This is a genomic window from Exiguobacterium sp. s163 (genome assembly GCF_018617135.1).
GTDB lineage: Bacteria > Bacillota > Bacilli > Exiguobacteriales > Exiguobacteriaceae > Exiguobacterium > Exiguobacterium profundum.
Window position 1 is genome coordinate 252175 of the sequence record NZ_JACSJN010000002.1, and the last position, 25523, is coordinate 277697.

Genomic DNA, 25523 nt, shown 5'->3' on the forward strand with positions numbered 1-25523 from the left:
GAGAGCTGTATGAAACGGAATAGCTATTTGACGGTCGGTTTGACCGTCTTGACGCTTGTCGTCATCGGAGTAGCCGTGTATTTTGTTTTCTTCAATCAAGACGACCTACCCGTCATTCAAGAGCCAACCCCGTTCACATTAACGAACGCATTAAATGAAGAGACCTATGATTCCGACAACGGAAAAGTGAAGATTGTGACGTTCTTCTATACGAACTGTCCAGATATTTGTCCGCTCACGTTACGTGATTTCATGAAGCTCGAAAAAGAATTGAAAAAAGAGAACTTATACGGATCGGACGTAGAACTCGTTGCGATCACGGTTGACCCGGAGGTGGATACCGTGCCCGTTCTGAAAAATTACGGGGAAGCATTCCAAGCGGAGCCGACTGGATGGAAGATGTTGACGGGAGACCAGGTAGACATCGATCGGATCACGCGCCAGCTACAGTTCTATTATTCGAAGGCGAACAGCGGACTCGTGACGCATGCGACGACGATGTACGTCATCGACCGCCATCATGATGTCCGGGCTGTCGCGCAGATGGCAACGGCAGGGGATGAACCGGTCGATATCGAATCTATCATGGAGGACGTTAAAGTGCTCGCGAATGAAAAGGAGTGATCACCATGAACGATACGATGGCTGTGATTGGGAATGACTATTCATACGGAGACGTGACGATTGCAGAACGGGCGATTGAAGATTTGATCGCGTGTAGCGCGATTGAATTCGGCTTGAAAGAAGTGAAAGTCGTCTCTCGCTCGAAAGACCACTATGATTATCAAATCATTGCACCATTATCACTCGTCGAGGCAGAGCGATTGTATCGCTATGTTCGAGACCAATTCGATTTATTGCTCGGTCAAGTCGATGTGACGTTGACCGTCATTGCGACATGACATAAAGGAGGACCCGCAAAGGGCCTCTTTTTTTATATGCTCGACGCTGTGTTTCTCATGACTATATCTTCCAGAGGCGAACTTTGCTATACTAAATACTAAATCGAACAAATGTTCGTTTTTAGAAATGGAGGAGGGTGAAATATGCAGAACCAGGCTTTAGTCGTTATTGACATTCAAAATGACATCACGAAAAATTACAAAGCAATCATCGACAACATCAATAAAGCAATCGATTGGGCGGTCAAAAAGAAATTACATATCGTCTATATCCGGCATGAAAATTTATCGGCGGGGACGAGAACGTTCAAAACAGGAACGCGAGGAGCGGAATTAGCACCAGATTTGAAGCTCGTGTCCGATCACGTGTTTACAAAATACAAGGGCAACGCTTTGACGAGCGAAGCGTTTGTGACGTTCATTGAACAGCATCACATCGATACGTTTTATATCACTGGGGCTGATGCGACCGCCTGTGTGAAGTCGACTTGCTACAATCTGCGGAAATCTGACTATGCCGTTAGCGTCTTGTCGGATTGCATCACGAGCTACGATTTGAAAAAAATAGAAGATATGATTATATATTATAAAAGTAAAGGGTGCGTGATCATCGAATCAAAGGACTTGTCGGCGTAAATTGCCAAACAACGTTTGACTCGACTTATGTGAGCCTATAAGAAAAACCCCTTCGCTTATGCAAGGGGTTTGACTTCTAATGTTTCTGCGAGTGCTTTTAGACGGCGCTCACAGTCGCGGACGATTTCTTCTGGGAAGACTTCATCGTATTCAACACCGTGTGGATAATAATGCTTTCCTAAAATCGGTGTAAGCATTTTGACAACAGCGTGACGATCTTCGATTTGACCTTCGATCGCGTATACAGGTAAGCGAAGATAGAATGTTTCGCCAGTCGATTGTTTCTCATATTTCATGTCATACGTGGCACGCTCGTAATCCCAAGCACCTTCACGGATGAAATGATGATGATCCATGATCGTCTCGAGCAAACCAAAACGGATTTCTTTTCCCTCGATGTGGAACTGCTCAAATTTCATCATAATCCCCCTTTTCGAATAAACCTCATATGTCATCATACCATATTCAAAAACGTTCTTGGAATAACGTGTGTTCAAATTGTGAAAAAAAGATGAACGATTAATCAGCCGAGTGAATTTAAGTATTCCTCGATTTTTTGAGGGAGTTTCACGCCAAGAGGTAGCAGTCCTTCTGATCCGAAAAAGACGTTGAATTCCAAAATGTAAAATCCTTCTTCCGTCACGATGACGTCAAACGCTGCGTGATTGATAGATAACGTGTTGGCAATCGATTGAACTTCTTGGACGACGTCTTCCGGGATGTCTTCGTACGAGAAGTTAGCCCCTTGAGCGACATTGTTTAAAAAAGCCTCACTGACACGCCAATAGGCACCGACTACCTCTTCTCCAATCACGATGATGCGTAAGTCGCGATCATTCGGGATGAACTCTTGGACATAGAACGTATCATGATTCTCGACGTATTCTAACCAGTCTTGGTCATTTTTGATTAACCATACCCCTTGACCCATTGAGGATTTGGCTTTTTTGGCGACGAACGGGTAGTGGAATTCTTCCAACACGCGTTCAATCGTGTATGGGTTCTTTCCATAAATCAATGTCTTCGGAATCCGATGCGGATATGTCGCTTTAAAGGCGCGCGTCATCTCGATCTTGTCGTGCCCGAGGTGATAAGTCGCAGGTGATGGGAAGATTGCTTTATTCATCCCGTAGATGATGGAATTGACCATCCAATATTCAGGGAACAGGACGAGGTCGGCAGCGCGAACCTTATCGAGCTGATCGAAATAATATTCGGGTTTCGCATAATCCGTCTTGATACCGGCCGATCGGATCATATTAAAAGAAACTTTTTTCATACGTAGACGCATCGGTTGCGTCTGTTCACTTCCTTTCTACATGGAACGCCTTGCGGTCAACTTCAATTATAGTGTGGATTGCTTACATAGGGAAACAATTGTGGTAAAATCATGGCAGAAAGGGTGAGGGGTATGATAATCACTGAACAGACGATTGCCCTGCTCGATCAAACAGAAGAATTGACCGATTTGATTGAAGCAAGCGAATCGTTTCAAACATATATTCAAACGAAAGCGGCACGTCTCGCATCACAAGAAGCAAAGGAAATCGAGCGTGAGTTCTTGAAGATGAAAGAGGACTATGAGTATGTCCAGCGATTCGGAAAGCATCATCCGGACCACGACCGCATCAAAAAAGAGATGCATCTCATCAAACGTCGTCTCGATGTTCAGCCGGAAATCGCTGCGTTCAAAAAAGCGGAACGAAGCTTGGATAAGTTGTTAGGGGAAGTGAGTGAACTACTCGCTCATTCAGTCTCTCCTAAAATCAAGGTCCCGACCGGTAATCCATTCTTTGATGAAGGTGGATGTTCTGGTGGAGGTAGCTGCGGAGGAGGCGGAAGTTGTGGATGCGCCGTCTAAGTTGAATGAACGGATTGGCTTCGTCGTATACGTGAATTCCTTGAAACAAGTGAAAGCGTTAAGACGTTATGCGAATCTTTACTTTGTCTCAAAACGAGAGAAGTATGCGTTTCTTTATACTGACCTCGAAGGTCATGAAGCCGTACTCGAACAAGTGAAAGCATTGCCGTTTGTGGAAGCGGTCGTTCGAAGCGAACGCCCATTCATTTCCGAAACGTACGAGACAAAATCGAAATAAACAAAAAGATGAAGGTGGCATCACCTTCATCTTTTCTGCTGGAGGGAAAGACATGCGTGTCATATCTGGAGAACGAAAAGGGACCCGTTTAAAAGCGGTCCCAGGAACGGCGACACGGCCGACGACCGATAAAGTGAAGGAATCGTTATTCAACATCATCGGACCTTATTTTTCAGGCGGGAAAGCACTAGACCTGTACGCGGGCAGTGGTGGGCTCGGAATCGAGGCGTTATCACGAGGTTGTGACGAAGCTATTTTTGTCGATCGTCAACCGAAAGCCGTCCAAACGATTCAAGAGAATTTACGAGCGACCCATTATGAAGTGAAAGGGAAAGTATATCGTCAAGACGCCAAGGCGGTACTCGAACAGCTCAAGGTTCAACAGGAACAATTTAAGCTCATCTTTATGGATCCTCCATATCATGCGGAAGAACATGTGGCGTTCTTACAAATGATCGATGAGTCGAATCTCTTGATGGATATCGGCGTAATCGTCTGTGAACACGGAAGCGACGTGACGTTACCGGAACGAGTAGGACGATTTGAACGAATTAAAGAACAGCGATACTCAGATGTCATCACCATCAGTTTCTATGAGTACGCATCAGAGGAGTGACACGATGAAACGGATTGCGATTTGTCCGGGTAGCTTTGACCCCATCACGAACGGACATCTAGATATTATTGAACGAGCGGCGGCCATTTTTGACGAGGTCATTGTCGCCGTCCTTGAAAATTCAAGCAAGGCCCCATTGTTTGATGTGGAAGAACGACTGGGACTGATCCGAGACGTGACGACACATCTGCCAAACGTGTCGGCCGACGCGTTCGGTGGATTGCTTGTCGAGTACGCCGCAGAGCGGGAAGCGGCGACGATCGTCCGTGGGCTCCGTGCAGTCTCAGATTTCGAATACGAGCTTCAAATCGCATCAATTAACAAAAAATTGAATGAGAACGTCGAGACGTTGTTCATGATGACGAATAGTCAATATTCGTTCCTCAGCTCGTCAATTGTCAAAGAAGTGGCGAAATATGGGGCATCGGTCAGTGAGCTCGTACCGGAACAGGTTGAAATTGCCTTACGTAAAAAGTATCAAGTGAGTTCGGGACAATGAAATCGTTAAAGATCGGTCTCGGTTTACTCGTCACAGTTCTTCTCTTCCTGTTCGTCCCACTTCCTTACTACATCTCTTCACCCGGAGCGGCGACCTCAATTGAAGAGTTCCTGACCGTCCAAGGTGGCGAAAAAGAGGATGGGGAACTGATGATGGTGACGATCTCACAACGCCGTGCGACTCCGTTTTGGTTAGTTGAAAGTTGGGTGACCCCGTTCACGGAAGCGAATTTATCCAGTCGCTATTTATACGATGGGGAGAGTGAGGCAGACTATGAACGTCGCCAACAATTATTGATGGACTCTTCTCAACAAGCAGCAATCCAATACGCCTATCAATTAGCAGATCAAGACGTGACGGTTGATTTCGAGGGAATTTATGTATCTGCTCCGATTCCTGGGTCCCTTGCGGCCAATGTGTTGAAGCCGGGTGATGTCATCTCGGCCATCGATGGGATGTCCTTTGCCACTCGCGTCGACTTTTTGAATCGCATATCGGAATTTGAGGCGGGCGATGAAGTGGAGTTGACGATTGAACGAGACGGCGAAGAACGTGTCGTGCAAACGCTCATTCAGCCGATCGATCAAAGTGGGGATCGTGTCGGAATTGGAATCTATGAGCCACTTCCCGTTCAAGAAATCACGGCTGATCCTGAAGTCGATGTCGCTTTGACGAATGTCGGTGGTCCGTCTGCAGGATTGATGTTCACATTAGAAATCTATGATCAATTGACGCCAGGTGACTTGGCAAATGGAAAACGGATTGCCGGAACCGGAACGGTCGATGAGGAAGGGAATGTCGGACCTATCGGAGGTGCATGGCAGAAAATTGTCGCCGCCGCCGAGGAAAGAGCTGAAGTCTTCTTTGTGCCGGCCGGTTCAAATTATGAAGAGGCGCTGGAATCACGAGACCGCCTAAACAGTGACATTGAAGTCGTCCCTGTCAAGACGGTCGAGGATGCGATTCGTTATTTAGAAGAGATGAACTGAGGGCGTTGCCGGTGCTCGATCAACGCATCATCTTGAAGCGGGAGTCGATATGCTTCGGTGACACGAGCTTCAAAATCGAGCCGGGCATCGAACTTACTGACGAGTGGCACGTCATCCTTCACATCTCGTAACGCATGTCGTCCGAGATCGTTGAAGGCAAGCGGTCTCACGTAAGGGACTTCATCAAAGCGTGTCGGTGCCTCGACTTTTAACCAGTGAAGCAGTACGGCGACGAACGCCCGCTGAATGGCGGTACGCGTGTAGCGACGTGTCGATACGACAGCAAGTGCACGTTCGAATGAAGGCTCGACTCCCGCCTGCTTAAGACGAGGTGCGAGAGAAGCATCAATTCCTACGAGCTCCGTCATTGTGTGGAGTGGCAAGGTTCTCAGTTTGAATTGTAAGACGGGCCAATAGTGTTCCCAATGTGTCATCGGTCGTGTCCGAAACATCGCTTCAGTTGATGCCGGGACGGCACGAACTTCACCGGTGCCTAAATAATGAGTCCGAATGCCTGTCGCCGACATGACATCCATTAATGAAGGGTCATGATAATCAGCCCCGAGCCGTTTGACTGTATGTAACTGAATCGATTTTGCTGCTTTGGCGTAATGGTAGCCCAAAATGTTGTTTGGTCGCGTCAAATCAAACGAGGGATAGACGGTCCGAAAAGCTCGACTCGAAGCTTGCGCGGACGAGTGCCCTTCTTGTAGCGCTTCTTTAAGCGCCTCTTTATAACGTGGCGCCTCTTCGACATGTGAACGGGCTGCATGTAGGATTGCATCTATATCCCCGCTCTCACTCCCGAACGATAGCGTCTGGCAACGGAGCTGTTCAGCAATCGAGACGGAGGCGCTAGCGAAACGGTCGGCGCGTTGGACCCCGTACTGGGTCGGTAACTCGATGACTAGATCGATTGCACCGCTCTCGACGGCAGCCTTAGCCCGTTTCCACTTGTCGAACGAGGCGGGTTCGCCCCGTTGAGTGAACTGGGCACTCATGATGGCAATCATGACATCCGCCCCGGTTTCGTGACGTGCAGTTTGCGCTTGATAATAGTGCCCGTTGTGAAACGGGTTGTACTCTGCAATAATGGCCGTCTTTTGCATGATTTACTCCTTTGCATTGTCGTATGGATTGGTGTAAGATGAGTAAGTACGCTTTGGCAAAGCGCCGTCGTCAACTGATTTTAGTGTAAAGAAAAAACATTGACAAAACAAGTTGGCCTATCTATAATTCATATTGTTGCAATTGAGGTGATTCGGATGAAATGGTCTATTGCACAGCTACTTAAGCTCCGAAACCAGGGTGACGGTTTTACAATCGATGAGATGGTAGAACTACCAGAGCTGACTCAGCTCCATCCGGATATCCGTTCGATTCGCCCGGTGCATGTGCACGGGGATGCATCGTTCACATCTAATCAAGTTACATTCAATCTGAAGATTCAAGGTGACCTGACGTTGCCAGATGCGCGAACGTTAGAAGATGTCACTTATGAATTCGATATTGAATCGCTCGAGCCTTTCTTTTTGGAGAATGGGCGTTATACGGAGCAATTCGATGACGTGAATTTGCCAGAAGGAAATACGATCAGTCTTGTACCGATTGTAAAAGAGCTCATCATGTTAGACGTCCCGATGCAAGTTTACGGGAACGAAACAGACAAAACTCAGGTTGAAGGAGAAGGCTGGACGCTTACTGACGAACAGCCCGAAGCCCAACCAAAAATTGACCCGCGTTTCGCGGGACTGGCCGACCTGTTCTCGAAAAAAGAGAACGAGGAAGGTTAACTTATCAAGGAGGTGGACAACGATGGCAGTACCATTCCGTAGAACGTCGAAAACTCGCAAACGTCTTCGTCGTACTCACTTCAAACTCAACGTACCTGGTATGAACGAGTGCCCGAACTGTGGCGAAATGAAACTTTCACACCGTGTTTGCAAATCTTGCGGACATTACAACGGTAAAGAAGTAACAAGCAAATAATGCTTGAAGGAGTGACCTGTTCTCAGGTCGCTCCTTTTTTGTTTGTCATTTTTGGGTCATGGCGAAAAGATGTGGTAAACTTTTTGTGCGAAAATAGTTCGAATAGGAGGATGACCATGATGAACTCCATCAAACGAATTGGTATCATCGGAAACGGAGCGGTCGGATTATTGATGGCATCTTTGCTCGCAGATGATTACGACGTGACGCTCTACGGAAGAAGCGGGTCATCTGATCCACTTGTCATCACACGGACCGGCGTGACGGAAGGGACGGCACGTGTGTCGTTCCGTTCCAGTCAGACGCTTCAAGAAACGGACGAGGATCTCTTTTTTGTCACGACAAAAGCCCATCAAGTCGAGGAAGCGACGGCTCGCCTCTCGGGTAAGGTGCCCGTCTTTATTTGTTCGAATGGGATTGCCCATCTGGAATATGCGAAACGTCGAGGGTTTCATTTAGGTGTCGTCGAGCATGGGGTGACGAAGCGTGGTCATGAGGTTGAGCATCGTGGACTCGGACGGATTCGGATCGGAAGCACATCGGTACTACACCCTCTATCATTTCAAGAGAGCCCACTTCACATTGTGTGGGAAGAAGAGATTGAGCAAGTCGTCATTGAAAAATTGTTTGCTAATGCCATCATCAATCCCATCACGGCATTATGCCGGGTCCCGAACGGAGCACTCGCCGGCTCACCATATCGTGAAATCGCACAATCGATTTACGATGAGTTGACACCGTTGTTTGCGCAGCACGTCTCGTATTCCTACATCGAGACGATTGTCGAACGTACCGCACAGAATCGCTCCTCGATGCTGCGCGACCTTGAAGAAGGTCGGCCGACCGAGGTGGATGCAATTTTGAAACCGGTGATTGAAAAAGCCGAACAAATGCAGATTTCTCTCACTGTCATTCCGCTATTACATAAACTGATTCTAGGAGCGAGCGCATCGTGTTAGTGTATATCGTTTCATTTCCACTCATCTTATGGTTTATGGTGTATATGATACTTAGAAAAATTATGCCGAAATCAATCAACTCATTCAAGCTCGCATGCGATGCCGGAGTCATCCTTTGGTTTTATGCATGCAGTATTTTACTTGAGGCCATCGTCGGGACAGATATGTTGCTGTTATTGCTCGCAGCGTGCTGTGCGATTTTCCCGATCAACGCGATTTGGCAGCGGATTCGTTATGAGGAAGTGCTGTTCACGAAGATGTTCGTGCATGGCTGGCGGTTACTCTTCTTGCTACTTGTCCCGACCCACGCCATTTTATTCGCAATCGGTATAGCCCAAGGCATGATTCGTTGATTGATTGAAAGGAAGTTGTTACACGTGAAGGTAGAAGCATTTGATGCGCTATATGCATCCACATCACCGATGATTCAAATCGATCATGAATATGGTCGCTGGCTCGATTATCGAGGGATGGATGAAATCGAAAAACGTGCCGAGGAGGTCTCAGGGCGCACCTATGAGCATCTGTCGGAGCTCGTCGAGATAATAAAGGGACAACAAGAACAGTTCGGGGAACTTTCGGAAGAGTTGGAAGCGAAGCTGGAGTTACTCGCTCAGCGAAAAGCGTACGTGATGGTGACGGGGCAACAGGTCGGCGTATATGGAGGACCTTTGTTTGCCGTATACAAACTGTTAGCGGTCATCAAACGGGCAAAACAGGCTGAAGCGAAATTAGGGAAACCGGTCCTTCCTGTCTTCTGGATGGCTACGGAAGATCATGACTTTGCTGAAATCAACCATGTCTTCACAACACAGGCGTTTTCGAGGACGTTGAAAAAAGATGCCTTGTCATCGTTACCGCTTGCAGGAAAAGCATCGATAGGGGACTTAGAGTTCGAACGGGTAAAGCTCGAACTTGTTCAAATGGCGCAACGTCTTCTACTGAATGAAACAGAGACACCGTATACTTCACATTTGTATCATGAGCTGATTGACCTCATTCAAGTGAGTCGTTCGTTCGCTCATTTTTTCGGTGGCATGATGCGGCGATTCGTCGGGTCTGACTTTTTATTGTTTGACCCGCACGCGAGAGACGTACGGGATCTCGAACGACCCATGTTCCGACGTCTCATCGAGCATCATGACGCGCTTCATGAAGCGCTCGGTCATGCGTATGAAGAAGGGATGCCGTCGGTCGAATTGAACAAGGATGCGGCCCATCTGTTTTATCACGATGGAACGCGAGAGCTGCTCACAAAAGTCGATGGCGTGTTCACGACAAAGCGAGGGCATCGCTTCACTGAAAGCGAACTGCTCACAGAGATAGAGGCGCATCCGGAGCGTTTCTCAAATAACGTGGTCTCCCGTCCGCTCATGCAGGATTTCTTGTTCCCGACTCTTGGGTATGTGGCAGGTCCCGGTGAAATTGCCTACTGGCTCCAGCTTCGACCGCTCTTCCACGAGATGGGCTGGATGATGCCGCTTCTCTTGCCACGTCTTGGTGGGTTGATCGTGTCAAGAAATGATGAGAAGAAGCTTCGTCAAGAAAGCGTGACATTGGAGCAGTATATGAAGCAACCGCTTCCGGACCATGCCTTTGACGACGAAGCGTTTGAAGAAGAGCTATATGCGTACCGGACGCTCACGGAGGCCGTCAGTCATGAGGCAGGGAAACAAGGAAGACGATTTGAGGCGAAGTCGAGACATGTGCTCGAGCGATTGGCAGATGAGATGCGTGCCGAATCGAAGCGAGAACAATATCGCTTGAATGCACGACGGATTCATCTATCGACCCGACTGTTCCCGATGGATGCCCCTCAAGAACGTATCCTCTCGATGGTTCCGATATTAAATCGTCACGGACTAGATGTGTTTCAACGATTGAAACAGGCATATGAACAATCCGATTCGGAGCGATGTTTGTTCTATGTATAATCATTTTTTGGAGAGCTCTTGACATTTGTCAGGAGCTTTTTTTCGTTGTTACCTTTTTGTTTCCTCTTTTCACTAAAAACCTGTACGGACCTTGACATTTTTATGATAAAGTAAGTGTAATAAAACAGTTGAAATATGTAGGTTGAGAGGGTTTTTTGAATGTTTGAGCATGAAACGGTTTTAAAAATGGAGTCCATTGAGGGATTGAACATCAAACCAGATGGGGTATATGTCGATTGTACGTTAGGTGGAGCGGGTCATAGTGAAGAAATCGCAAAGCGTCTAACGACGGGTCAACTATATGCGTTCGACCAAGATGACGTCGCGCTCGCACATGCGAAAGAGCGATTGGCTCCTTATGAAGGCCGTGTGACGTTTATAAAGAGCAATTTCGTTCACTTGAAGGAAGAACTCGCCCAACGTGGTGTGACAAAAGTGGACGGTGTACTATTCGACCTAGGCGTTTCTTCGCCACAGCTAGATGAGGCGGAGCGCGGGTTCAGTTACAACTATGACGCACCGCTCGATATGAGAATGGACCGGTCACGGGACTTTTCAGCCTATCATGTTGTGAACGAATGGTCGTTCGGAGAACTTGCTCGTATTTTCTTTACATACGGGGAGGAAAAGTTTTCAAAGCAAATCGCACGAAAGATTGAGCAAGCCCGTGCCGATAAACCGATTGAGACGACATTCGAGCTTGTCGACTTGATTAAAGAAGCGATTCCTGCACCAGCTAGACGAAAAGGCGGACACCCGGCGAAGCGGACGTTCCAAGCGATTCGAATCGCCGTCAATGATGAGTTGAACGTATTCGACCGCGCCGTTCAAGATGCGATTGATTTACTTGCATTGAATGGACGCATCTGTGTCATCACGTTCCATTCGTTAGAAGACCGCATTTGTAAACAAGTGTTCAAAGAGCGAAGCCAGCATCCACCATTACCACCGGGGTTGCCGGTCATTCCGAAAGAATTTGAACCTGAACTCAAACTCATCACGCGTAAGCCAATCGTGGCGAGTGAGGGAGAACTTGAAGATAACCGTCGTTCACGCTCTGCTAAGTTGAGAGTGGCCGAAAAACAAAAATAACCGAGAGTGTAGGAGGGATACCTGATGCCAGAAGCTGCCCGTAAGGCGTTGCAGCCTCAAGTAACACCGAATCGAAATCCGATTCCGCAAGAACGACCAATACCTGCTCCAAAACGACGCACGTTGACCTTGTTTGAATCGATCCTGTATCCAGTGATGATTGGTTCAGTGGTCATGTTCGGTGGCATCACGGTGTCGAAGCACAATGAAGCGTATAATATTATGCGTGATACAGCAGCCGTCAATCAGCAGGTCGACGGGGTTGCAAAAGAAAACGAAGAACTAAAGTATGAAATCGCCCAATTAAGCTCGCCCGAAAGAATTTATGCGATTGCCGAGAAGCTCGGAATGAAATTCAATGAAAAGAATGTCAAGGTGATTGATTGATGAATTCTTTAAAACAGAGTAAAAAAAGAGTGGCGTGGGTAGCGATTGTCTGCTTCACCCCGCTCTTTTTATTTTTTGTTGGATGGTTCCTTTATTTATCCGTCACCCATACGTACAAAGGGGAGAACATGCTCGCATTCGCGGAAGAGCAACGGTGGAAAGCGGTCAGTACGTTAGAAGCGGAACGGGGCGAGGTGTATGATCGCTTCGGTCAACCGATTGCCATCAACATTCCATCATACCGGCTCGTTGCCGTTTTGAAACTCGGTGGTGAGCGGGTCAAAGGGAAGACGCTTATGCCCGATGAGTTCGCCGAAGCGGCAAAGCAATTGTCGACCGTGCTTCCTATGACAGAAGCCGATTTATTGAAACGGCTTGAACAAAATGCCGACCTTGGACAGATCGAGTTCGGTGTTCCCGGTCGTGACTTGACCGTAGAACAAAAAGAAGAGATTGAAGCATTCAATCTTAACGGCATCACGTTTGTCGAGGAACCGAAGCGCTATTACCCGAACAAAGTATTTGCTTCCTCGGTAATCGGATATGCCCAGAAAATTGACCAGAACGGTCGTATCGAACTCGTCGGTGAATTAGGGATTGAAAAGTCTCTGAATGATATTTTAAGTGAATCGTACGGTCTGTATCGATTTGAGAAAGATTTGGCAGGTCGTGAACTCATATCGAGTGACGAGCAGTTGAAGATTGAACCGGAAGACGGGGCGGACGTCCAATTGACAATCGACCACAGAATCCAACAGTTGCTCGAAACGAAGATGAATGAGTTGTATGAGGAGTATGAGCCGAAACATGCGACGGCCATCATCATGGACCCGAAAACGGGAGAGATCATCGCACTATCGGACCGACCATCGTTTGATCCGAACACACGCGAGATTTCTTCGTACAGTAACTTCTCTGTTTCGTCTCGATTCGAACCTGGATCGACGATGAAGATCTTTACGCTCGCGGCAGCCATCAACGAAGGCGTGTACAATCCGAATGAGCTGTATGAATCCGGTTCATACAAATATGGCAAGACGGTCTTCAATGATTACAACATTACGGGATGGGGTACCATTCCTATGGTAGAAGGCGTCTGGCATTCGTCGAACGTCGCATTCTCGATTTTAGCGAACGAACGACTTGGTCTCAGTCGATATGAAGATTACTTTAAAGCGTTCAAGTTTGATCAGCGGACAGGAATCGATTTGCCTGGAGAGGTCAATAGTCAATTCGATTTCGAAAGTCCGATGAACGTCTTGATTACGGCATGGGGACAATCGACAGCGGTGACACCGATGCAAATTTTGCAAGCGACATCGGCCATCGCAACGGATGGGACGATGAAGCAACCGCACCTCATCAAGAAAATCGTCAACAGCGAGACCGGCGAAACGATTCGGACGACCAATCCGAAAGAAGTCGGTCAACCGATCACGGCGGAGACAGCCAAAAAGACACGTGAAGCGCTCGACGGTGTCGTCAATAGCGATGTGGGAACCGGGCAACTGTATGCGTTAGACAACTATCGTGTCGTCGGAAAGACCGGTACCGCTCAAATCGCCGAGAACGGAAAATATTTGAGTGGACAGTATATTCACTCATTCGTCGGGATGGCTCCGGAAGACGATCCGGAACTTGTCATGTATATCGCGGTGGACAGACCGAACAGTGACTCGTCTACGACCGGGCCACGAATCATGGCGCCACTTTTCAAAGACGTGATGGATGTCGCATTACGTTACCGGAGTGTCGAGCCTGAAAAACAAGAAAAAGCAGTCGAAGCCTCGACGAAGACAACGTCTTCTTATATCGGTCAAAACCGTGAAGAGGCAGTGAACGCATCGACGGAGAATTCCTTCAATCCGATCGTGTTAGGTGATGGAGACGAAGTGATTGCGCAGAGTCCTGTGAAAGGACAATCTTATGTCGTCGGTGAACGATTGTTGCTAAAAACGAGCGAGTCGTTTACGATGCCTACATTAAAAGGTTGGTCGTTACGTGACGTCAAACGTTTAGCGACCCTTTATCAATTAAATTTAGAAATCGACGGTACCGGATTTGTCACATCGCAATCGATTGGCAAAGGGAAACCGGTCAAAACAGGTGCCTCCTTGAAAGTGAAGTTGGAGACACCGTCGAATTAACGCACGAGATGAAGAGGGCTGCGGCTCTCTTTTCCTATGTAAGAGGAGGAAGTTTGTATGGAACAACTGACAGTTCAAAAATTGGCATCATGGTTTGGGATGGATCTACATGACGAGCGTCTCGTCGAACGGGTCGCCACAGATTCGAGAGATGCAAACGAGGCGGGTCTCTTCGTCCCCATCGTCGGGGCGCGAGTCGACGGCCATGACTACATCGAGGCGGCCGTTGAAAAGGGTGCGATTGTCACGTTCTGGGAAGAGGGTCGCCCTCAACCAGACAACCTGGTTGTCATCCCTGTGAAATCGACGGTCGAGGCATTGCAAACAGCAGCAGCCCGATATTTAGAAGAGATTAATCCGCTCGTCGTCGCCATTACGGGCTCGAATGGGAAGACGTCGACAAAAGACATGGTCGCTGTCGTGCTCGAGGAGAAGTTCAAGACGCATAAGACGGCCGGTAACTTCAACTCGGACGTCGGCTTACCACTTACCGTTCTCAGAATGCCGCGAGATACGGAAGTAGCCGTCCTCGAGATGGGGATGAACGGATTCGGTCAAATCGAGACGTTGTCAAAACTTGCTAAGCCGGATGTGGCGTTTGTGACGAATATCGGGGAGTCTCACGGTGAACAAGTCGGCGGGCGGACAGGTATCGCCAAGGCGAAACTTGAGATCAAGGCAGGTCTCAAAGCGAACGGTCGCTTGATCGTCGATGCGGATGAGTCACTTCTTTCTGGTCAAGGCTATCGCGTCGGATACGATGAAACGGCGGATGGGAAAATTGAAGTGATCGAAACGACATTTGACGCATCGATCTTTAAATACAACGGTGACTTGTATGAACTAAAGGTGCTCGGTGCCCATCAGATTCGAAACGCAGCCTATGCAATCGCGTGTGGACTTGCGTTCGGTCTCGATCATGCGATGATTCAACGTGGCCTAGACCGAATCAAGTTGACGTCGATGCGGATGGAAAAACAGATGTTCGGCGAAGCTCACCTCATTAACGATGCCTACAACGCAAGTCCGACGTCGATGATTGCAGCGATTGAGACAGTCAAGTCGCTTGAAGGATTCTCGAAGCGTGTGCTCGTCCTTGGAGATATGTACGAGTTAGGAATGGATGAACAACTGCAACACGAACAAGTCGGTGGCGCGGTGACATCTCCCGTGACCGATTGTATTCTCGTTGGAGACAAGGCAAAATGGATCGCGGATGGGATTCAAGATTCACGAGTGAACGTTAAAATGGTCCCGACGGTTGAGGAAGCGAAGGCGCTCCTTCATCATTATCAACGACCGGATACTGTGGTATTGTTAAAGGCATCTCGAGGACTGGCGCTTGAGCGTCTTGTTCAATAAATAGAGTAGTGAGGTAGCAACATGTTAATTAGTTTAATCGTATTAATCAGTTCATTATTAAGTGTCTTGATCGTGATGCCGCGAGCCATCCCAGCATTGCGTCAATTAAAGTTCGGACAAGAGATTCGTGATGAAGGTCCAGGTTGGCACCAGAAGAAGTCGGGTACACCGACGATGGGTGGGATTGTCATCCTGCTCGCCATCCTCGTCGGATTCATCGTATCCGTCATCTTCGGCGAAGCGGTCGCAGGATTCGGTACCCTTCTATTCGTTACGATGGCATTCGGTGTCATCGGTTTCTTGGATGACTACATCAAAGTCGTCAATAAACGAAACCTCGGATTGACGTCCCTTCAGAAGTTGATCGGTCAAATCGTGGTATCGGTATTGTTTGCATGGTTCTTGTCACTCGGAGGAGACCTCGATACATCAATCTCGATCCCGTTCACGTCGATTTCGTTCGATACTGGATGGTTCTATATCGTCATCGTCATCTTCTGGCTCGTCGGGTTCTCGAACGCTGTCAACTTGACGGATGGATTAGACGGACTCGTCTCGTTCTCGGCCATCCCGACGTTCACATTCTTTGGGATTTACGCCCTTACACAAGATGAACTTGGGATTGCTTGGTTCGCGTTTGGGGTCGTCGGTGCCTTGATCGGGTTCCTAGTCTTCAATAAGTATCCGGCTAAAATCTTCATGGGGGACACCGGTTCGCTCGCACTAGGCGGAGCCGTCGCTGGACTCGCTTTGATGTTGAAGCTCGAATTACTTCTCGTCTTCGTCGGCATCATCTTCGTCATCGAGACGTTGAGCGTCATCTTGCAAGTCATCTCGTTTAAAACGACGGGGAAACGACTCTTCAAGATGAGTCCGATCCATCACCACTTCGAAATGGTCGGGTGGTCAGAATGGCGCATCGTACTCACGTTCGGAGGCATCAGTTTAATTACAGCAGGTTTATCATTACTACTCATGTAAAAGGGTGAGACAGATGGAAAAGCAATGGCACGGTAAAAAAGTTCTTGTCCTCGGTGCTGCGAAGAGCGGTATTGCGGCGGCGACATATCTGCATCATGCGGGAGCAGATGTGACGATCAATACGGGGAATATCCCTCCGGAAGACGAACAGGAAAAAATTCAGGCTCTCGGGATTCAATCGGTGTTTAACGAGCATCCCCTCGCTCTGTTGAATGAGACAGAGGTGATTGTCAAAAACCCAGGCATCCCGTATCAGATTCCATTGCTTCAGGAAGCGATGTCTCGTCATATCCCGATCTATACTGAAGTGGAACTTGCTTATTTAGCAACGGAGGCGGAATTTGTTGCCATCACTGGCTCAAATGGGAAAACGACAACCACGACACTCGTCTATGAATTGCTCAAAGGTGGGGAGCGTCCGGTGCATCTTGCGGGAAACATCGGATTCCCTGCGATTGAAGTGGCGTCTCAGGCGAAGGCGGGCGATTTGATTGTGATTGAATTGTCGAGTTTTCAATTGATGGGGATTGAGTCGTTTCATCCTCGCTCGGCGGCACTACTCAATCTATCGGAAGCTCATTTGGACTATCATGGGGATTTTGATGCGTATGCGGATGCAAAAGGAAACTTGTTCCGTCGAATGACGAATGCAGATCAAATCGTCGTGAAAGTGACAGATCCGGAAGTGATGAAACGTGTCCCGGGAGAGATTGAACCGACTACGTTCAGCTTTGACCGGGGTGACGCTTCTGTCGTCGATGGATGGGTCACGGTTCGTGGTGAAAAAATCATGCCGGTAAATGAGTTGGCATTAGGCGGGGCGCACAACGTGGAAAATGTATTGGCTGCACTACTCTTAGTGGAACCATTCGCTATTCCACGTACGCATATCGAACGTGTGTTACGAAACTTCGGTGGCGTCGCGCATCGGACCGAGAGTCTCGGTGATGTGCTCGGACGTGCCGTCTACAATGATTCGAAAGCGACGAACAACGTGGCGGCGGAAGCTGCGTTACGTGGATTTGACGCCCCAATCGTCTGGCTTTGTGGTGGTCTCGAGCGTGGTGCGGACTTATCTTCGCTCGCCCCGGCTCTCTCAAACGTAAAAGCTGTCATCGCGTATGGTGAGACGAAAGAGCGTTTTAAAGAGCTCGGCGAGTCCCGACAGATTCCATCTTTCACCGTCGAGACGTTGGCAGACGCCGTTCCGCTCGCGTTTGAGCAATCCGAGACGGGAGACGTCATCTTACTCTCACCCGCTTGTGCTAGCTGGGATCAATTTAAAACGTTTGAAGAACGAGGCGAGCAGTTCGTTCAACTCGTCCGTTCATATGAGGAGGCGAACCGATGAAAATCATGATTTCTGGTGGTGGTACCGGTGGTCATATTTATCCGGCACTCGCATTGATTGAAACGCTAAAAAAACGTCACCCGGATTTACAGGTACAATACATCGGGACGGAGAATGGGTTAGAAGCTGATCTCGTACCGCGAGCCGGTGTCCCGTTCAAGTCGATTCAAATCGCAGGTCTGAAGCGTTCCCTTTCACTCGAGAACGTGAAGACAGCCTACTGGTTTTTGAAAGCCGTTCGGGCATTGAAAAAAGACATGGCGGCGTTTAAGCCGGACGTCGTGATTGGGACGGGTGGTTTCGTATCCGGCCCCGTCGTCTATACGGCACAACAGCTTGGGATCCCCACGATTCTGCATGAACAAAACAGTATCCCGGGATTAACTAACAAATTCTTATCGAAGAAAGCCGATCGGGTTGCCCTCTCGTTCAAAGGCTCAGATGTCCATTTCCCGGGTGCGAACGTTCGCTTGATTGGAAACCCGCGTGGTAGCGAAGTCTTGCAAACGGAAGTCGATGAGGCGTCCGTCCGCGAACAGTATCGTTTAGATGACCGTCCGATCGTCTTGGTGTATGGTGGGAGCCGCGGAGCCGAGGCAATCAACCGAGCGGTCGTGGAAGCGATCCCGTCGCTCTCAGAATTGCCAATCAACGTCCTTTACGTCACGGGGAAAGTGCATTTCGATGCGGTGTCGAAACAGGCGCCATCTTCTGATAATGTACACATCCATCCATACGTGTACGATATGCCATCTTTACTCGCCTGTACGTCACTCGTCATCTCACGAGCTGGCGCTTCGACGATTTCAGAATTGACCGCCATTGGTTTACCGAGCATTTTGGTACCTAGTCCGTACGTGACAGCTGACCATCAAACGAAAAATGCTTCGGCCCTCGTCGAGAACGGGGCGGCCATCCTTGTGAAAGAAGAGGCGTTGACGGGTGTTACGCTCGTAGAAGCGATTCGTCAAGCACTCGAACAGCGTGATGAGATGGCGAACGCATCGCGTGCACTCGGTTTCCCGGACGCGTCAGATGCATTGGCCGACCTGGTAGAAGAAGTCATTCAATAAAGGAGTAGAACCCGATGGAACCAAGCCAACAAACGGTACGTAGTCTCGAAGACCGTATTCCATACATGAAAAAACAACGGCGTAAAAAAGCGAACCGTCGGATGTTCTCTGTACTCTCACTGTTTGGAATTCTCATCCTACTCGTGGTCTACATGCAGACTTCGATGTCGAACGTGAAAGAAGTGAAGGTATCGGGTCTTTACTGGTTAGAAGAAACGTACGTGTTTCAGGACATGAAGCTCGATTCATCGACGAAGTTTGTCAGTCTGTCCCCAAACAAGATGAGTGAACAGATGGAAAAGTTGCCTGGTGTCAAACGGGTAGAAATCGATCGTTCTTGGTATAACAAGGTTCAAATCACCGTGACAGAAGAGAAAATGATCGCTTATGCGAAAGCGGAAAAAGGAGATGTCGTCGTGTTAGCCGACGGTTCACTCCATCCGACCGGAGCCATCACCGATCCGCAAAAGCTAAAGGACGGACCACTCTTACGAGAGTTCAACACGGAAGCGGAACTCGAAAAGATCGCAAGTGAACTCGAGCGGGTCGATGATGCGACACGGGCTCGTATGTCAGAAGTGATTTTATCGAAACGAAAAGATGAGCCGACGCGATACGAGATTTTTATGAACGATGGCAACACGTTACTCACACCGACATTGAAGTTAAGCGAGACCGTATCAAAGTATGGAGAAATTTATGAAAACATCCCGAAAGGTGAGCGTGGGACCGTCGTCATGGATGGTGGTTTTTATTTTGTTCCATACAAGAAAACGAATGAATAATCAGTTATATTACAGTCCTTAGACACATAAGGGCTGTTTTTTTGTCGTTTGTAAACGAATTGATAACGCGAAACCGCTTAAATTGTAGGATTCTACCTTTTCTCACTATCTTATTTGTTGTAAACTTAGACGTGAGATATCTTGTCGAAACCAACAATTTTTTTGGATATCTGTATATGTGTCAAGCAATTGGAACAGAAAAATTATAGAGCGGAGGTGTTTCCCTTTTGGAAGCGAATGGTTATGTGGCCGCATTAGATATTGGAACGTCAGAGATTAAGCTCGTCGTCGGTGAATTGCTCGGCGGAACGCTTAATATTTTGGCAGAAGGGTGTGCACCGTCTGCGGGTGTAAAACGTGGCGCTGTCGTAGACATCGATAAAACAGTCCAAGCGATCAAACAGGCCGTTGAGCACGCTGAGACATCGCTAGGAGATCAAATTCGATCTGTATACGTTGCCATCGAAGGGGAACATATCCAAATTGCCCCATGTCATGGAATTGCATCCGTGAAGCGAGAAGATCAAGAAATTACCGACGCAGACGTGATGGAAGTCATCAACTCGGCACAAGTGATGCGATTACCGGACGAGATGAGTGTCATCGATGTGATCCCATCTTCATTCACGGTTGATCAGCAAACCGGCGTTGTCGATCCACGGGGCATGTTAGGCTATCGACTTGAGATGCACGGGAAAATGGTGACCGGGTCGAAGACCATTTTACATAGTATTCGTCGTTCGATTGAACGGGCAGGATTACAACTCGAAGGTTTTATTCTAGGAAACCTTGCCCTCGGTATGAGCGCAGCTTCTGTAGATGAAATCGATTTAGGAATCGGGCTTGTCGATGTCGGACATGAAAAGACGACGGTCTCCGTATTTTATCGGGGAGATCTCGTCTACTCGTATATCCTCCCGGTCGGTGGAGATCATATGACGAGAGACTTGGTCTATAAACTCAATTGTAAATATCAAGACGCCAAAGTGGCGAAAGAAGAATATGGTCTCGCTCTTGAAGAAATGGCTGATGAGACAGAAGGTTTCTCCTACACGAACATCAATGGGGAAGTGGCGTTCGAACCACAGTCAGAAATTAGCTACGTTTTAGAAGCGAGAATAGAGGAAATGTTTACCCTTATGTTGAATAAGGTTCAAAAAGTAGGTGTTCCGATGCTGAATGGCGGATACTTACTTTGCGGTGGGGCAGCTGCTCTACCTGGTATTCAGGAGTTGGCGACTCGTATTATGGGCCAAAAGACGAGATTGTATCAACCATCGTCGATTGGTGTCAGACATCCAAAATACGCGACAGCCGTCGGCGTGTTGAAATATGTCTTGATGAGTGATCATCACGTTTCGAAATCTCAGCTTGAAAAACCGGAAGTTCGCCAGGAAACACTTCACAAGAAGCCGGAAGCGACCGATATTCATGTAGGAGAGAACGAATACGAGAGCGATCAAGAGTCGAAAAAAGGGTTTAGTCGTTTGATGGAAAAATTATTTGGCGTTTAAGCTGACGATGTAATACAACTTGGAAAATACGTAGGGGGATACCTGAATGATGTACTTTGATGAGGCGATTGACGCCGTAGCGAAAATTAAAGTAATTGGAGTCGGTGGCGGCGGGTCAAACGCCGTTAACCGCATGATTGAACATGGGGTACAAGGAGTCGAGTTCATCGCAGTCAACACGGATGCACAAGCGTTGAACATGTCGAAAGCCGACGTGAAGCTTCAGCTTGGTGCAAAATTGACACGTGGTCTCGGTGCAGGTGCGAACCCGGATATCGGTAAAAAAGCGGCTGAAGAAAGCCGCGAACAGTTGATTGAAGCACTTGACGGTGCGGACATGGTGTTCGTCACGGCTGGGATGGGTGGCGGAACCGGAACAGGTGCCGCTCCAGTCATCGCCGAGATTTCAAAAGAAATCGGCGCACTCACGGTCGGTGTCGTGACGAAACCGTTCATGTTCGAAGGACGGAAGCGTATGCAACACGCACAGCACGGCATTCAAGCGTTCAAAGAAAAAGTAGATACCCTCATTGTGATTCCGAACGATAAGCTCCTTGAAATCGTGGAACGCAACACACCGATGATCGAAGCGTTCCGTGAAGCGGATAACGTCCTCCGTCAAGGTGTACAGGGGATCACGGACTTGATTGCCATCCCGGGTCTCATTAACCTCGACTTCGCGGACGTGAAAACGATCATGACGGAGAAAGGGTCTGCCCTCATGGGTGTCGGTGTCGCGACAGGTGAAAACCGTGCCGTTGAAGCAGCGAAGAAAGCCATTTCGTCACCACTTCTCGAATCTTCAATCGAAGGTGCGAAAGGTGTCTTGATGAACATCACTGGTGGACTTAGCCTCAGCTTGTTCGAAGTGACAGAGGCGGCTCAAATCGTTCAAAGTGCGGCCGATGAAGAAGTGAACTTGATCTTCGGTTCGGTCATCAACGAAAACTTGAACGATGAGATCATCGTCACCGTGATTGCAACTGAATTCGCTGAAGAAGCACAAGGGACGAACCCGTTCCTTCAGCAGCCGAAAAAACAGCCTGAGGTTGAGAACAAGGAACCCCAACCAAAAGCAAATGAAGCGGCTCAACAAGACGAAGGGAACTTCCATCGCCCAGTGTATGGAGGAGACGTCCCAGACGAGACGATCAACATCCCTGCGTTTGTGAGACAACGCCGTAACTAAACAACTAGGGGTGCCGGTACTCGGCATCCCTTTTTCTAAAAGGAGAGACCGATGCAACTGCTACATACTTGGGAAACCGAAACAGCCCGTTATCATGCTTACGTGACGACACGAAAAGATGGACACAATGCGGGAAACGTCGGACTGCACGTGGGCGATGAAATCGACCGCGTCGTCGAAAATCGGCAACAGTTCTTTCAACAAGCTGGGCTCGCGTTAGAGGACTCCGTGTGGGCGGATCAAGTGCACGGCACAGCGGTCCAGGTCGTCGATTCGTCGGACAAAGGTAAGGGTGCGTTTCGATATGAAGAGGCGATTCCGAAAACAGACGGTCTTCTCACGACCGAAGACGCGCTACCGTTAGCCCTCGTCTTTGCTGATTGTGTGCCTCTCTTCTTCTGTGCGAAAGATCATGGGGTCATCGGCATCGCTCATGCTGGGTGGAAGGGGACGGTCGGAAACATCGTCAAGACCATGATGCAGATGTTTGCTGAGAAGGGAATCGAGGCGACCGATGTAGAAATGCTCGTCGGTCCGTCCATCTCAGGAAGTGACTATGAGGTCGATGGTCGTGTCCTGCATGCCGTCCGGGACGTTTCGCCGGTCGCATATGAACGGGCAGTGCGAAACGAATCGGGAGACCACGCCCTCTTGTCCCTTCAAACCGTCAATGAAGTATTGGCAAAAGAACATGACACTGCGGTCATGCAATCGAATTTAACGACTGGCGCGGACAGCCCGTTTTTCTCCTATCGAGACGGAGAGACGAAACGTCGGTTTGCGGCAGTCATCGTCAAGGAGCGGAAATCGTGAGTATTTCAGATAATGTAAAACAAGTTCAATCCATCATTTCATCACACGTTCAAGAAGTTGAGCCGACACTCATCGCCGTCACGAAATCCGTAGGCGTCGATGTGGCCAACGCTCTTTACGCAGAAGGAATTCGTGATTTCGGAGAAAACCGTCCGGATTCACTGCTCGAGAAAGTTGAAGGGATGCCGAAGGATGCCAGATTTCATTTTATCGGTACGTTACAGACACGAAAAGTGAGACAAATCATTGATTACGTCGCGGCCATCCACTCTCTTGACCGGTTGTCTCTCGCAGCAGAGATTGACAAGCGCGCGAACGGGACAATCGATTGTTTCGTTCAAGTGAACACGTCAGGAGAAGATTCAAAACATGGTCTCGAAATAGAGGAAGTCGTGCCCTTCATCGAGAACTGTAAACAGTATCCTCATATTCGAATCATCGGGCTGATGACGATGGCACCGTTCACTGAAGAAGAGTTCGTCCTTCGTGAAACGTTCCGCCGTCTCCGTCATCTACGTGATGAAGTGAAGGCAAATGCGTATGACCACGCACCATGCACGGAGCTGTCGATGGGGATGTCAAACGATTATCCAATCGCGATTGAAGAAGGCGCATCGTTTGTTCGTATTGGTACCGTACTTGTGCAATAATATATCTTAAGGAGGAATCCGTTATGTCAATCAAAAACAAAATGAAAGATTTCTTTGGACTCGAAGAAGATCCGAACAACACATATGATGAAGAAGAGTATGCTGTCGCAAATGCAGCAGCTCCTTCTACAACCGAAACATCGGTTGTCAGACAGGATGATCGTCCAAAATCAGCGAACAATCTCGTGGCGTTAAATACGAAAAAGAAAGACCGTTCGAAAGTCGTATTGGCTGAGCCACGTGTGTTCGCTGAAGCGCAAGACATTAGCGATCATTTGAAAGAAAACCGTGCTGTCATCGTCAATCTTCAGCGCATGTCAAAAGAGCAATCGCGTCAAGTCGTCAACTTCCTCTCAGGTGTCGTATACGCCCTTGAGGGATCGATGACTTCGATTGGACATAACACGATTCTGTGTACTCCGAACAATGTCGAATTGACTGGTTCAATCTCAAACTTGATCTCGGAGGATGAACTTCACAGTAAAGGGTGGTAACTGAATGGAAAACGTAATCCCTGCCTTAGGCAACACGTTGAGCGACTTACTTGGCATCTATAGTTGGGTCCTCATCGGCTATATCTTATTATCGTGGTTCCCGAACGCACGCGAATCTAAATTTGGTCAAATCTTATCGTTTTTGTGTGAACCGTTCTTGGCGCCGTTTCGCCGAATCATCCCGCCGATTGGTGGCATGCTCGATATCTCCCCAATCGTCGCGTTGTTCGTGCTTCGCATGGCACAAGCCGGAATCGCTGCGATCTTTGGGTGACGTATGAGCGTCTATGACCATTATCGACCAAGTGAACGCGCGTTCGTTGAACAAGTGCTCGACTGGGTACAACAAGTGGAGAATAGCTATGTGTTGAAATTGACGGATTTTCTAGATCCACGTGAACAGCAAATCGTCAAACAACTCGTCGGGAAACAACTTGTCATTCATGATGATGGCGGATTTGAAGGCGCGGAACGACGTCGTCTGATTTTAGCGCCGGATTACTATGAACTCAATCCAGATGATTTTGAGATTGAGATCCGTCGAATCGAGTACCCAACAAAATTCGTGGACTTGACGCATCGACAAGTGACAGGGACATTGCTGAACGCTGGACTGAAACGTCAAAAGTTCGGAGATGTCGTTCTTGACGATGAGATTGTACAATTTGCGACGACGCGTGAAGCGGTCGGGTTCATTGAAATGAATCTTGAACGTGTCGGAAAAGCGAGAGTTCGCATTTCTTCCGTGCCAAAAGACGAGGTTCTTGTCGTCCCTGCGACCGAATGGATCGAAGGGTTCGGCATCGTCTCTTCCTTACGATTTGATACGGTCGCAAGCGAGGTGCTTAACATCTCTCGGCAAAAAGCGCAGGCGCTCGTCAAACATGGCGACTGTAAAGTGAATCATAAAGTCATTGAAGACGCGAGCTTCATCCTTGAACCGGATGATCTTTTATCTGTCCGTGGATATGGTCGCATCAAATTGATGGAGATTCTCGGATCGACCAAACGTGAAAAAATTAAAATCCAGTATGGCACCATACGTTGAAATTAGGAGGAAAG

31 protein-coding genes are annotated in these 25523 nt (G+C 48.3%); 28 read left to right on the forward strand and 3 right to left on the reverse strand.

Annotated elements, in window-relative coordinates:
- Nucleotides 1–9 precede the first annotated feature (9 nt).
- The 3 genes from KNO71_RS07785 (at nucleotide 10) to KNO71_RS07795 (ending at nucleotide 1538) form a co-directional block, all read left to right on the forward strand.
- Entirely contained in the window at nucleotides 10–624 is a 615-nt protein-coding gene (locus KNO71_RS07785; RefSeq protein WP_015881288.1) for an SCO family protein, read from the forward strand.
- Between the two features lie 5 nt (nucleotides 625–629).
- Nucleotides 630–902, forward strand: coding sequence for a hypothetical protein (locus KNO71_RS07790; protein ID WP_078146636.1), 273 nt, complete (start codon nucleotides 630–632; stop codon nucleotides 900–902).
- Between the two features lie 144 nt (nucleotides 903–1046).
- Nucleotides 1047–1538: a cysteine hydrolase family protein gene (locus tag KNO71_RS07795; RefSeq protein WP_214687889.1), complete on the forward strand. Its 492-nt coding sequence runs from the start codon at nucleotides 1047–1049 to the stop codon at nucleotides 1536–1538.
- A 56-nt stretch (nucleotides 1539–1594) separates the two neighbouring features.
- On the opposite strand, the gene KNO71_RS07800 is transcribed toward KNO71_RS07795, so the two are convergent.
- Complete coding sequence (locus KNO71_RS07800; RefSeq protein ID WP_015881291.1) at nucleotides 1595–1957, reverse strand: YugN family protein; 363 nt, start codon at nucleotides 1955–1957, stop codon at nucleotides 1595–1597.
- A 104-nt stretch (nucleotides 1958–2061) separates the two neighbouring features.
- On the reverse strand, nucleotides 2062–2817 hold the full coding sequence (locus tag KNO71_RS07805) for an ATP-grasp domain-containing protein (RefSeq protein WP_240499802.1): 756 nt from the start codon (nucleotides 2815–2817) through the stop codon (nucleotides 2062–2064).
- A 132-nt stretch (nucleotides 2818–2949) separates the two neighbouring features.
- Here KNO71_RS07805 and KNO71_RS07810 point away from each other — a divergent pair, with 132 nt between their 5' ends.
- From KNO71_RS07810 to KNO71_RS07830, 5 genes are read left to right on the forward strand one after another with little or no spacing between them, the layout of a single operon-like run.
- The gene (locus KNO71_RS07810) at nucleotides 2950–3399 is read left to right on the forward strand and encodes a YlbF/YmcA family competence regulator (protein ID WP_015881293.1); all 450 of its coding nucleotides are present in this window, start codon (nucleotides 2950–2952) and stop codon (nucleotides 3397–3399) included.
- Nucleotides 3383–3637 (forward strand): YlbG family protein, encoded by a 255-nt coding sequence (locus tag KNO71_RS07815; protein WP_143406649.1) that lies wholly within the window; start codon nucleotides 3383–3385, stop codon nucleotides 3635–3637. Before KNO71_RS07810 ends, KNO71_RS07815 begins: the two co-directional genes overlap by 17 nt.
- A 52-nt stretch (nucleotides 3638–3689) precedes the next feature.
- Entirely contained in the window at nucleotides 3690–4253 is a 564-nt protein-coding gene (gene rsmD / locus KNO71_RS07820; protein ID WP_214684548.1) for a 16S rRNA (guanine(966)-N(2))-methyltransferase RsmD, read from the forward strand.
- Between the two features lie 4 nt (nucleotides 4254–4257).
- Complete coding sequence (gene coaD, locus KNO71_RS07825; RefSeq protein WP_015881296.1) at nucleotides 4258–4752, forward strand: pantetheine-phosphate adenylyltransferase; 495 nt, start codon at nucleotides 4258–4260, stop codon at nucleotides 4750–4752.
- Nucleotides 4749–5741 carry a SepM family pheromone-processing serine protease gene (locus tag KNO71_RS07830; RefSeq protein ID WP_214687890.1) on the forward strand — a complete coding sequence of 331 codons (993 nt, stop codon included), beginning with the start codon at nucleotides 4749–4751 and terminating at the stop codon, nucleotides 5739–5741. Before coaD ends, KNO71_RS07830 begins: the two co-directional genes overlap by 4 nt.
- Here the strand turns inward: KNO71_RS07830 and KNO71_RS07835 are convergent.
- Entirely contained in the window at nucleotides 5720–6850 is a 1131-nt protein-coding gene (locus tag KNO71_RS07835; protein WP_214687891.1) for a tRNA(Met) cytidine acetate ligase, read from the reverse strand. The genes KNO71_RS07830 and KNO71_RS07835 overlap by 22 nt on opposite strands.
- 156 nt (nucleotides 6851–7006) lie before the next feature.
- On the opposite strand from KNO71_RS07835, the gene KNO71_RS07840 reads away from it, so the two are divergent.
- The 20 genes from KNO71_RS07840 to KNO71_RS07935 all read left to right on the forward strand — a co-directional run bounded on the left by KNO71_RS07840 (nucleotide 7007) and on the right by KNO71_RS07935 (nucleotide 25509).
- Complete coding sequence (locus KNO71_RS07840) at nucleotides 7007–7534, forward strand: YceD family protein (RefSeq protein ID WP_015881299.1); 528 nt, start codon at nucleotides 7007–7009, stop codon at nucleotides 7532–7534.
- Nucleotides 7535–7556: 22 nt separating this feature from the next.
- Nucleotides 7557–7730, forward strand: coding sequence for a 50S ribosomal protein L32 (gene rpmF / locus KNO71_RS07845; protein WP_015881300.1), 174 nt, complete (start codon nucleotides 7557–7559; stop codon nucleotides 7728–7730).
- A 119-nt stretch (nucleotides 7731–7849) separates the two neighbouring features.
- A complete protein-coding gene (locus tag KNO71_RS07850) occupies nucleotides 7850–8689 on the forward strand; it encodes a ketopantoate reductase family protein (protein ID WP_251031964.1) in 840 nt (279 codons plus the stop codon).
- Nucleotides 8683–9042, forward strand: coding sequence for a DUF3397 domain-containing protein (locus KNO71_RS07855; protein ID WP_047795445.1), 360 nt, complete (start codon nucleotides 8683–8685; stop codon nucleotides 9040–9042). Before KNO71_RS07850 ends, KNO71_RS07855 begins: the two co-directional genes overlap by 7 nt.
- 24 nt (nucleotides 9043–9066) lie before the next feature.
- The gene (bshC, locus tag KNO71_RS07860) at nucleotides 9067–10623 is read left to right on the forward strand and encodes a bacillithiol biosynthesis cysteine-adding enzyme BshC (protein WP_214687893.1); all 1557 of its coding nucleotides are present in this window, start codon (nucleotides 9067–9069) and stop codon (nucleotides 10621–10623) included.
- A gap of 159 nt (nucleotides 10624–10782) precedes the next feature.
- Nucleotides 10783–11715 carry a 16S rRNA (cytosine(1402)-N(4))-methyltransferase RsmH gene (rsmH, locus tag KNO71_RS07865; RefSeq protein WP_078146645.1) on the forward strand — a complete coding sequence of 311 codons (933 nt, stop codon included), beginning with the start codon at nucleotides 10783–10785 and terminating at the stop codon, nucleotides 11713–11715.
- A 24-nt stretch (nucleotides 11716–11739) separates the two neighbouring features.
- Entirely contained in the window at nucleotides 11740–12102 is a 363-nt protein-coding gene (gene ftsL / locus KNO71_RS07870; RefSeq protein WP_015881305.1) for a cell division protein FtsL, read from the forward strand.
- Complete coding sequence (locus KNO71_RS07875; RefSeq protein ID WP_214684537.1) at nucleotides 12102–14249, forward strand: penicillin-binding protein; 2148 nt, start codon at nucleotides 12102–12104, stop codon at nucleotides 14247–14249. The genes ftsL and KNO71_RS07875 overlap by 1 nt, the downstream gene beginning before the upstream one ends.
- A gap of 57 nt (nucleotides 14250–14306) precedes the next feature.
- Complete coding sequence (locus tag KNO71_RS07880; RefSeq protein ID WP_214687894.1) at nucleotides 14307–15611, forward strand: UDP-N-acetylmuramoyl-tripeptide--D-alanyl-D-alanine ligase; 1305 nt, start codon at nucleotides 14307–14309, stop codon at nucleotides 15609–15611.
- 21 nt (nucleotides 15612–15632) lie between these two features.
- Nucleotides 15633–16592 carry a phospho-N-acetylmuramoyl-pentapeptide-transferase gene (mraY, locus tag KNO71_RS07885; protein ID WP_214687895.1) on the forward strand — a complete coding sequence of 320 codons (960 nt, stop codon included), beginning with the start codon at nucleotides 15633–15635 and terminating at the stop codon, nucleotides 16590–16592.
- Between the two features lie 13 nt (nucleotides 16593–16605).
- Nucleotides 16606–17943, forward strand: coding sequence for a UDP-N-acetylmuramoyl-L-alanine--D-glutamate ligase (gene murD, locus KNO71_RS07890; RefSeq protein WP_078146649.1), 1338 nt, complete (start codon nucleotides 16606–16608; stop codon nucleotides 17941–17943).
- The gene (murG, locus tag KNO71_RS07895; protein WP_214687897.1) at nucleotides 17940–19016 is read left to right on the forward strand and encodes an undecaprenyldiphospho-muramoylpentapeptide beta-N-acetylglucosaminyltransferase; all 1077 of its coding nucleotides are present in this window, start codon (nucleotides 17940–17942) and stop codon (nucleotides 19014–19016) included. Before murD ends, murG begins: the two co-directional genes overlap by 4 nt.
- A 14-nt stretch (nucleotides 19017–19030) precedes the next feature.
- Nucleotides 19031–19801: a cell division protein FtsQ/DivIB gene (locus tag KNO71_RS07900; RefSeq protein WP_214687899.1), complete on the forward strand. Its 771-nt coding sequence runs from the start codon at nucleotides 19031–19033 to the stop codon at nucleotides 19799–19801.
- A gap of 227 nt (nucleotides 19802–20028) precedes the next feature.
- Nucleotides 20029–21315, forward strand: coding sequence for a cell division protein FtsA (gene ftsA, locus KNO71_RS07905; RefSeq protein ID WP_078146652.1), 1287 nt, complete (start codon nucleotides 20029–20031; stop codon nucleotides 21313–21315).
- Nucleotides 21316–21361: 46 nt separating this feature from the next.
- Nucleotides 21362–22504 (forward strand): cell division protein FtsZ, encoded by a 1143-nt coding sequence (gene ftsZ / locus KNO71_RS07910; RefSeq protein ID WP_015881313.1) that lies wholly within the window; start codon nucleotides 21362–21364, stop codon nucleotides 22502–22504.
- 51 nt (nucleotides 22505–22555) lie between these two features.
- Nucleotides 22556–23317: a peptidoglycan editing factor PgeF gene (pgeF, locus tag KNO71_RS07915; RefSeq protein ID WP_214687901.1), complete on the forward strand. Its 762-nt coding sequence runs from the start codon at nucleotides 22556–22558 to the stop codon at nucleotides 23315–23317.
- Nucleotides 23314–23967: a YggS family pyridoxal phosphate-dependent enzyme gene (locus KNO71_RS07920; protein ID WP_214684527.1), complete on the forward strand. Its 654-nt coding sequence runs from the start codon at nucleotides 23314–23316 to the stop codon at nucleotides 23965–23967. The genes pgeF and KNO71_RS07920 overlap by 4 nt, the downstream gene beginning before the upstream one ends.
- 23 nt (nucleotides 23968–23990) lie before the next feature.
- Nucleotides 23991–24461 carry a cell division protein SepF gene (locus KNO71_RS07925; RefSeq protein ID WP_214687903.1) on the forward strand — a complete coding sequence of 157 codons (471 nt, stop codon included), beginning with the start codon at nucleotides 23991–23993 and terminating at the stop codon, nucleotides 24459–24461.
- 4 nt (nucleotides 24462–24465) lie between these two features.
- Nucleotides 24466–24735 carry a YggT family protein gene (locus KNO71_RS07930; RefSeq protein WP_015881317.1) on the forward strand — a complete coding sequence of 90 codons (270 nt, stop codon included), beginning with the start codon at nucleotides 24466–24468 and terminating at the stop codon, nucleotides 24733–24735.
- A gap of 3 nt (nucleotides 24736–24738) precedes the next feature.
- Nucleotides 24739–25509, forward strand: a complete 771-nt coding sequence (locus KNO71_RS07935) for a YlmH family RNA-binding protein (protein ID WP_078146656.1) — start codon at nucleotides 24739–24741, stop codon at nucleotides 25507–25509.
- Nucleotides 25510–25523: the final 14 nt, after the last annotated feature.

Bases quoted from the DNA above. Each gene is read 5' to 3' on its own strand.
- mraY (WP_214687895.1), top strand. From the start codon at position 15,633: ATGTTAATTAGTTTAATCGTATTAATCAGTTCATTATTAAGTGTCTTG.
- coaD (WP_015881296.1), top strand. From the start codon at position 4,258: ATGAAACGGATTGCGATTTGTCCGGGTAGCTTTGACCCCATCACGAAC.
- KNO71_RS07840 (WP_015881299.1), top strand. From the start codon at position 7,007: ATGAAATGGTCTATTGCACAGCTACTTAAGCTCCGAAACCAGGGTGAC.
- KNO71_RS07810 (WP_015881293.1), top strand. From the start codon at position 2,950: ATGATAATCACTGAACAGACGATTGCCCTGCTCGATCAAACAGAAGAA.
- murG (WP_214687897.1), top strand. From the start codon at position 17,940: ATGAAAATCATGATTTCTGGTGGTGGTACCGGTGGTCATATTTATCCG.
- KNO71_RS07880 (WP_214687894.1), top strand. From the start codon at position 14,307: ATGGAACAACTGACAGTTCAAAAATTGGCATCATGGTTTGGGATGGAT.
- murD (WP_078146649.1), top strand. From the start codon at position 16,606: ATGGAAAAGCAATGGCACGGTAAAAAAGTTCTTGTCCTCGGTGCTGCG.
- KNO71_RS07805 (WP_240499802.1), bottom strand. From the start codon at position 2,817: ATGAAAAAAGTTTCTTTTAATATGATCCGATCGGCCGGTATCAAGACG.
- KNO71_RS07930 (WP_015881317.1), top strand. From the start codon at position 24,466: ATGGAAAACGTAATCCCTGCCTTAGGCAACACGTTGAGCGACTTACTT.
- rsmH (WP_078146645.1), top strand. From the start codon at position 10,783: ATGTTTGAGCATGAAACGGTTTTAAAAATGGAGTCCATTGAGGGATTG.
- KNO71_RS07830 (WP_214687890.1), top strand. From the start codon at position 4,749: ATGAAATCGTTAAAGATCGGTCTCGGTTTACTCGTCACAGTTCTTCTC.
- ftsZ (WP_015881313.1), top strand. From the start codon at position 21,362: ATGATGTACTTTGATGAGGCGATTGACGCCGTAGCGAAAATTAAAGTA.
- KNO71_RS07795 (WP_214687889.1), top strand. From the start codon at position 1,047: ATGCAGAACCAGGCTTTAGTCGTTATTGACATTCAAAATGACATCACG.
- KNO71_RS07935 (WP_078146656.1), top strand. From the start codon at position 24,739: ATGAGCGTCTATGACCATTATCGACCAAGTGAACGCGCGTTCGTTGAA.
- KNO71_RS07790 (WP_078146636.1), top strand. From the start codon at position 630: ATGAACGATACGATGGCTGTGATTGGGAATGACTATTCATACGGAGAC.
- KNO71_RS07835 (WP_214687891.1), bottom strand. From the start codon at position 6,850: ATGCAAAAGACGGCCATTATTGCAGAGTACAACCCGTTTCACAACGGG.
- rsmD (WP_214684548.1), top strand. From the start codon at position 3,690: ATGCGTGTCATATCTGGAGAACGAAAAGGGACCCGTTTAAAAGCGGTC.
- KNO71_RS07785 (WP_015881288.1), top strand. From the start codon at position 10: ATGAAACGGAATAGCTATTTGACGGTCGGTTTGACCGTCTTGACGCTT.
- KNO71_RS07875 (WP_214684537.1), top strand. From the start codon at position 12,102: ATGAATTCTTTAAAACAGAGTAAAAAAAGAGTGGCGTGGGTAGCGATT.
- KNO71_RS07850 (WP_251031964.1), top strand. From the start codon at position 7,850: ATGAACTCCATCAAACGAATTGGTATCATCGGAAACGGAGCGGTCGGA.
- KNO71_RS07800 (WP_015881291.1), bottom strand. From the start codon at position 1,957: ATGAAATTTGAGCAGTTCCACATCGAGGGAAAAGAAATCCGTTTTGGT.
- KNO71_RS07900 (WP_214687899.1), top strand. From the start codon at position 19,031: ATGGAACCAAGCCAACAAACGGTACGTAGTCTCGAAGACCGTATTCCA.
- KNO71_RS07925 (WP_214687903.1), top strand. From the start codon at position 23,991: ATGTCAATCAAAAACAAAATGAAAGATTTCTTTGGACTCGAAGAAGAT.
- ftsL (WP_015881305.1), top strand. From the start codon at position 11,740: ATGCCAGAAGCTGCCCGTAAGGCGTTGCAGCCTCAAGTAACACCGAAT.
- pgeF (WP_214687901.1), top strand. From the start codon at position 22,556: ATGCAACTGCTACATACTTGGGAAACCGAAACAGCCCGTTATCATGCT.
- rpmF (WP_015881300.1), top strand. From the start codon at position 7,557: ATGGCAGTACCATTCCGTAGAACGTCGAAAACTCGCAAACGTCTTCGT.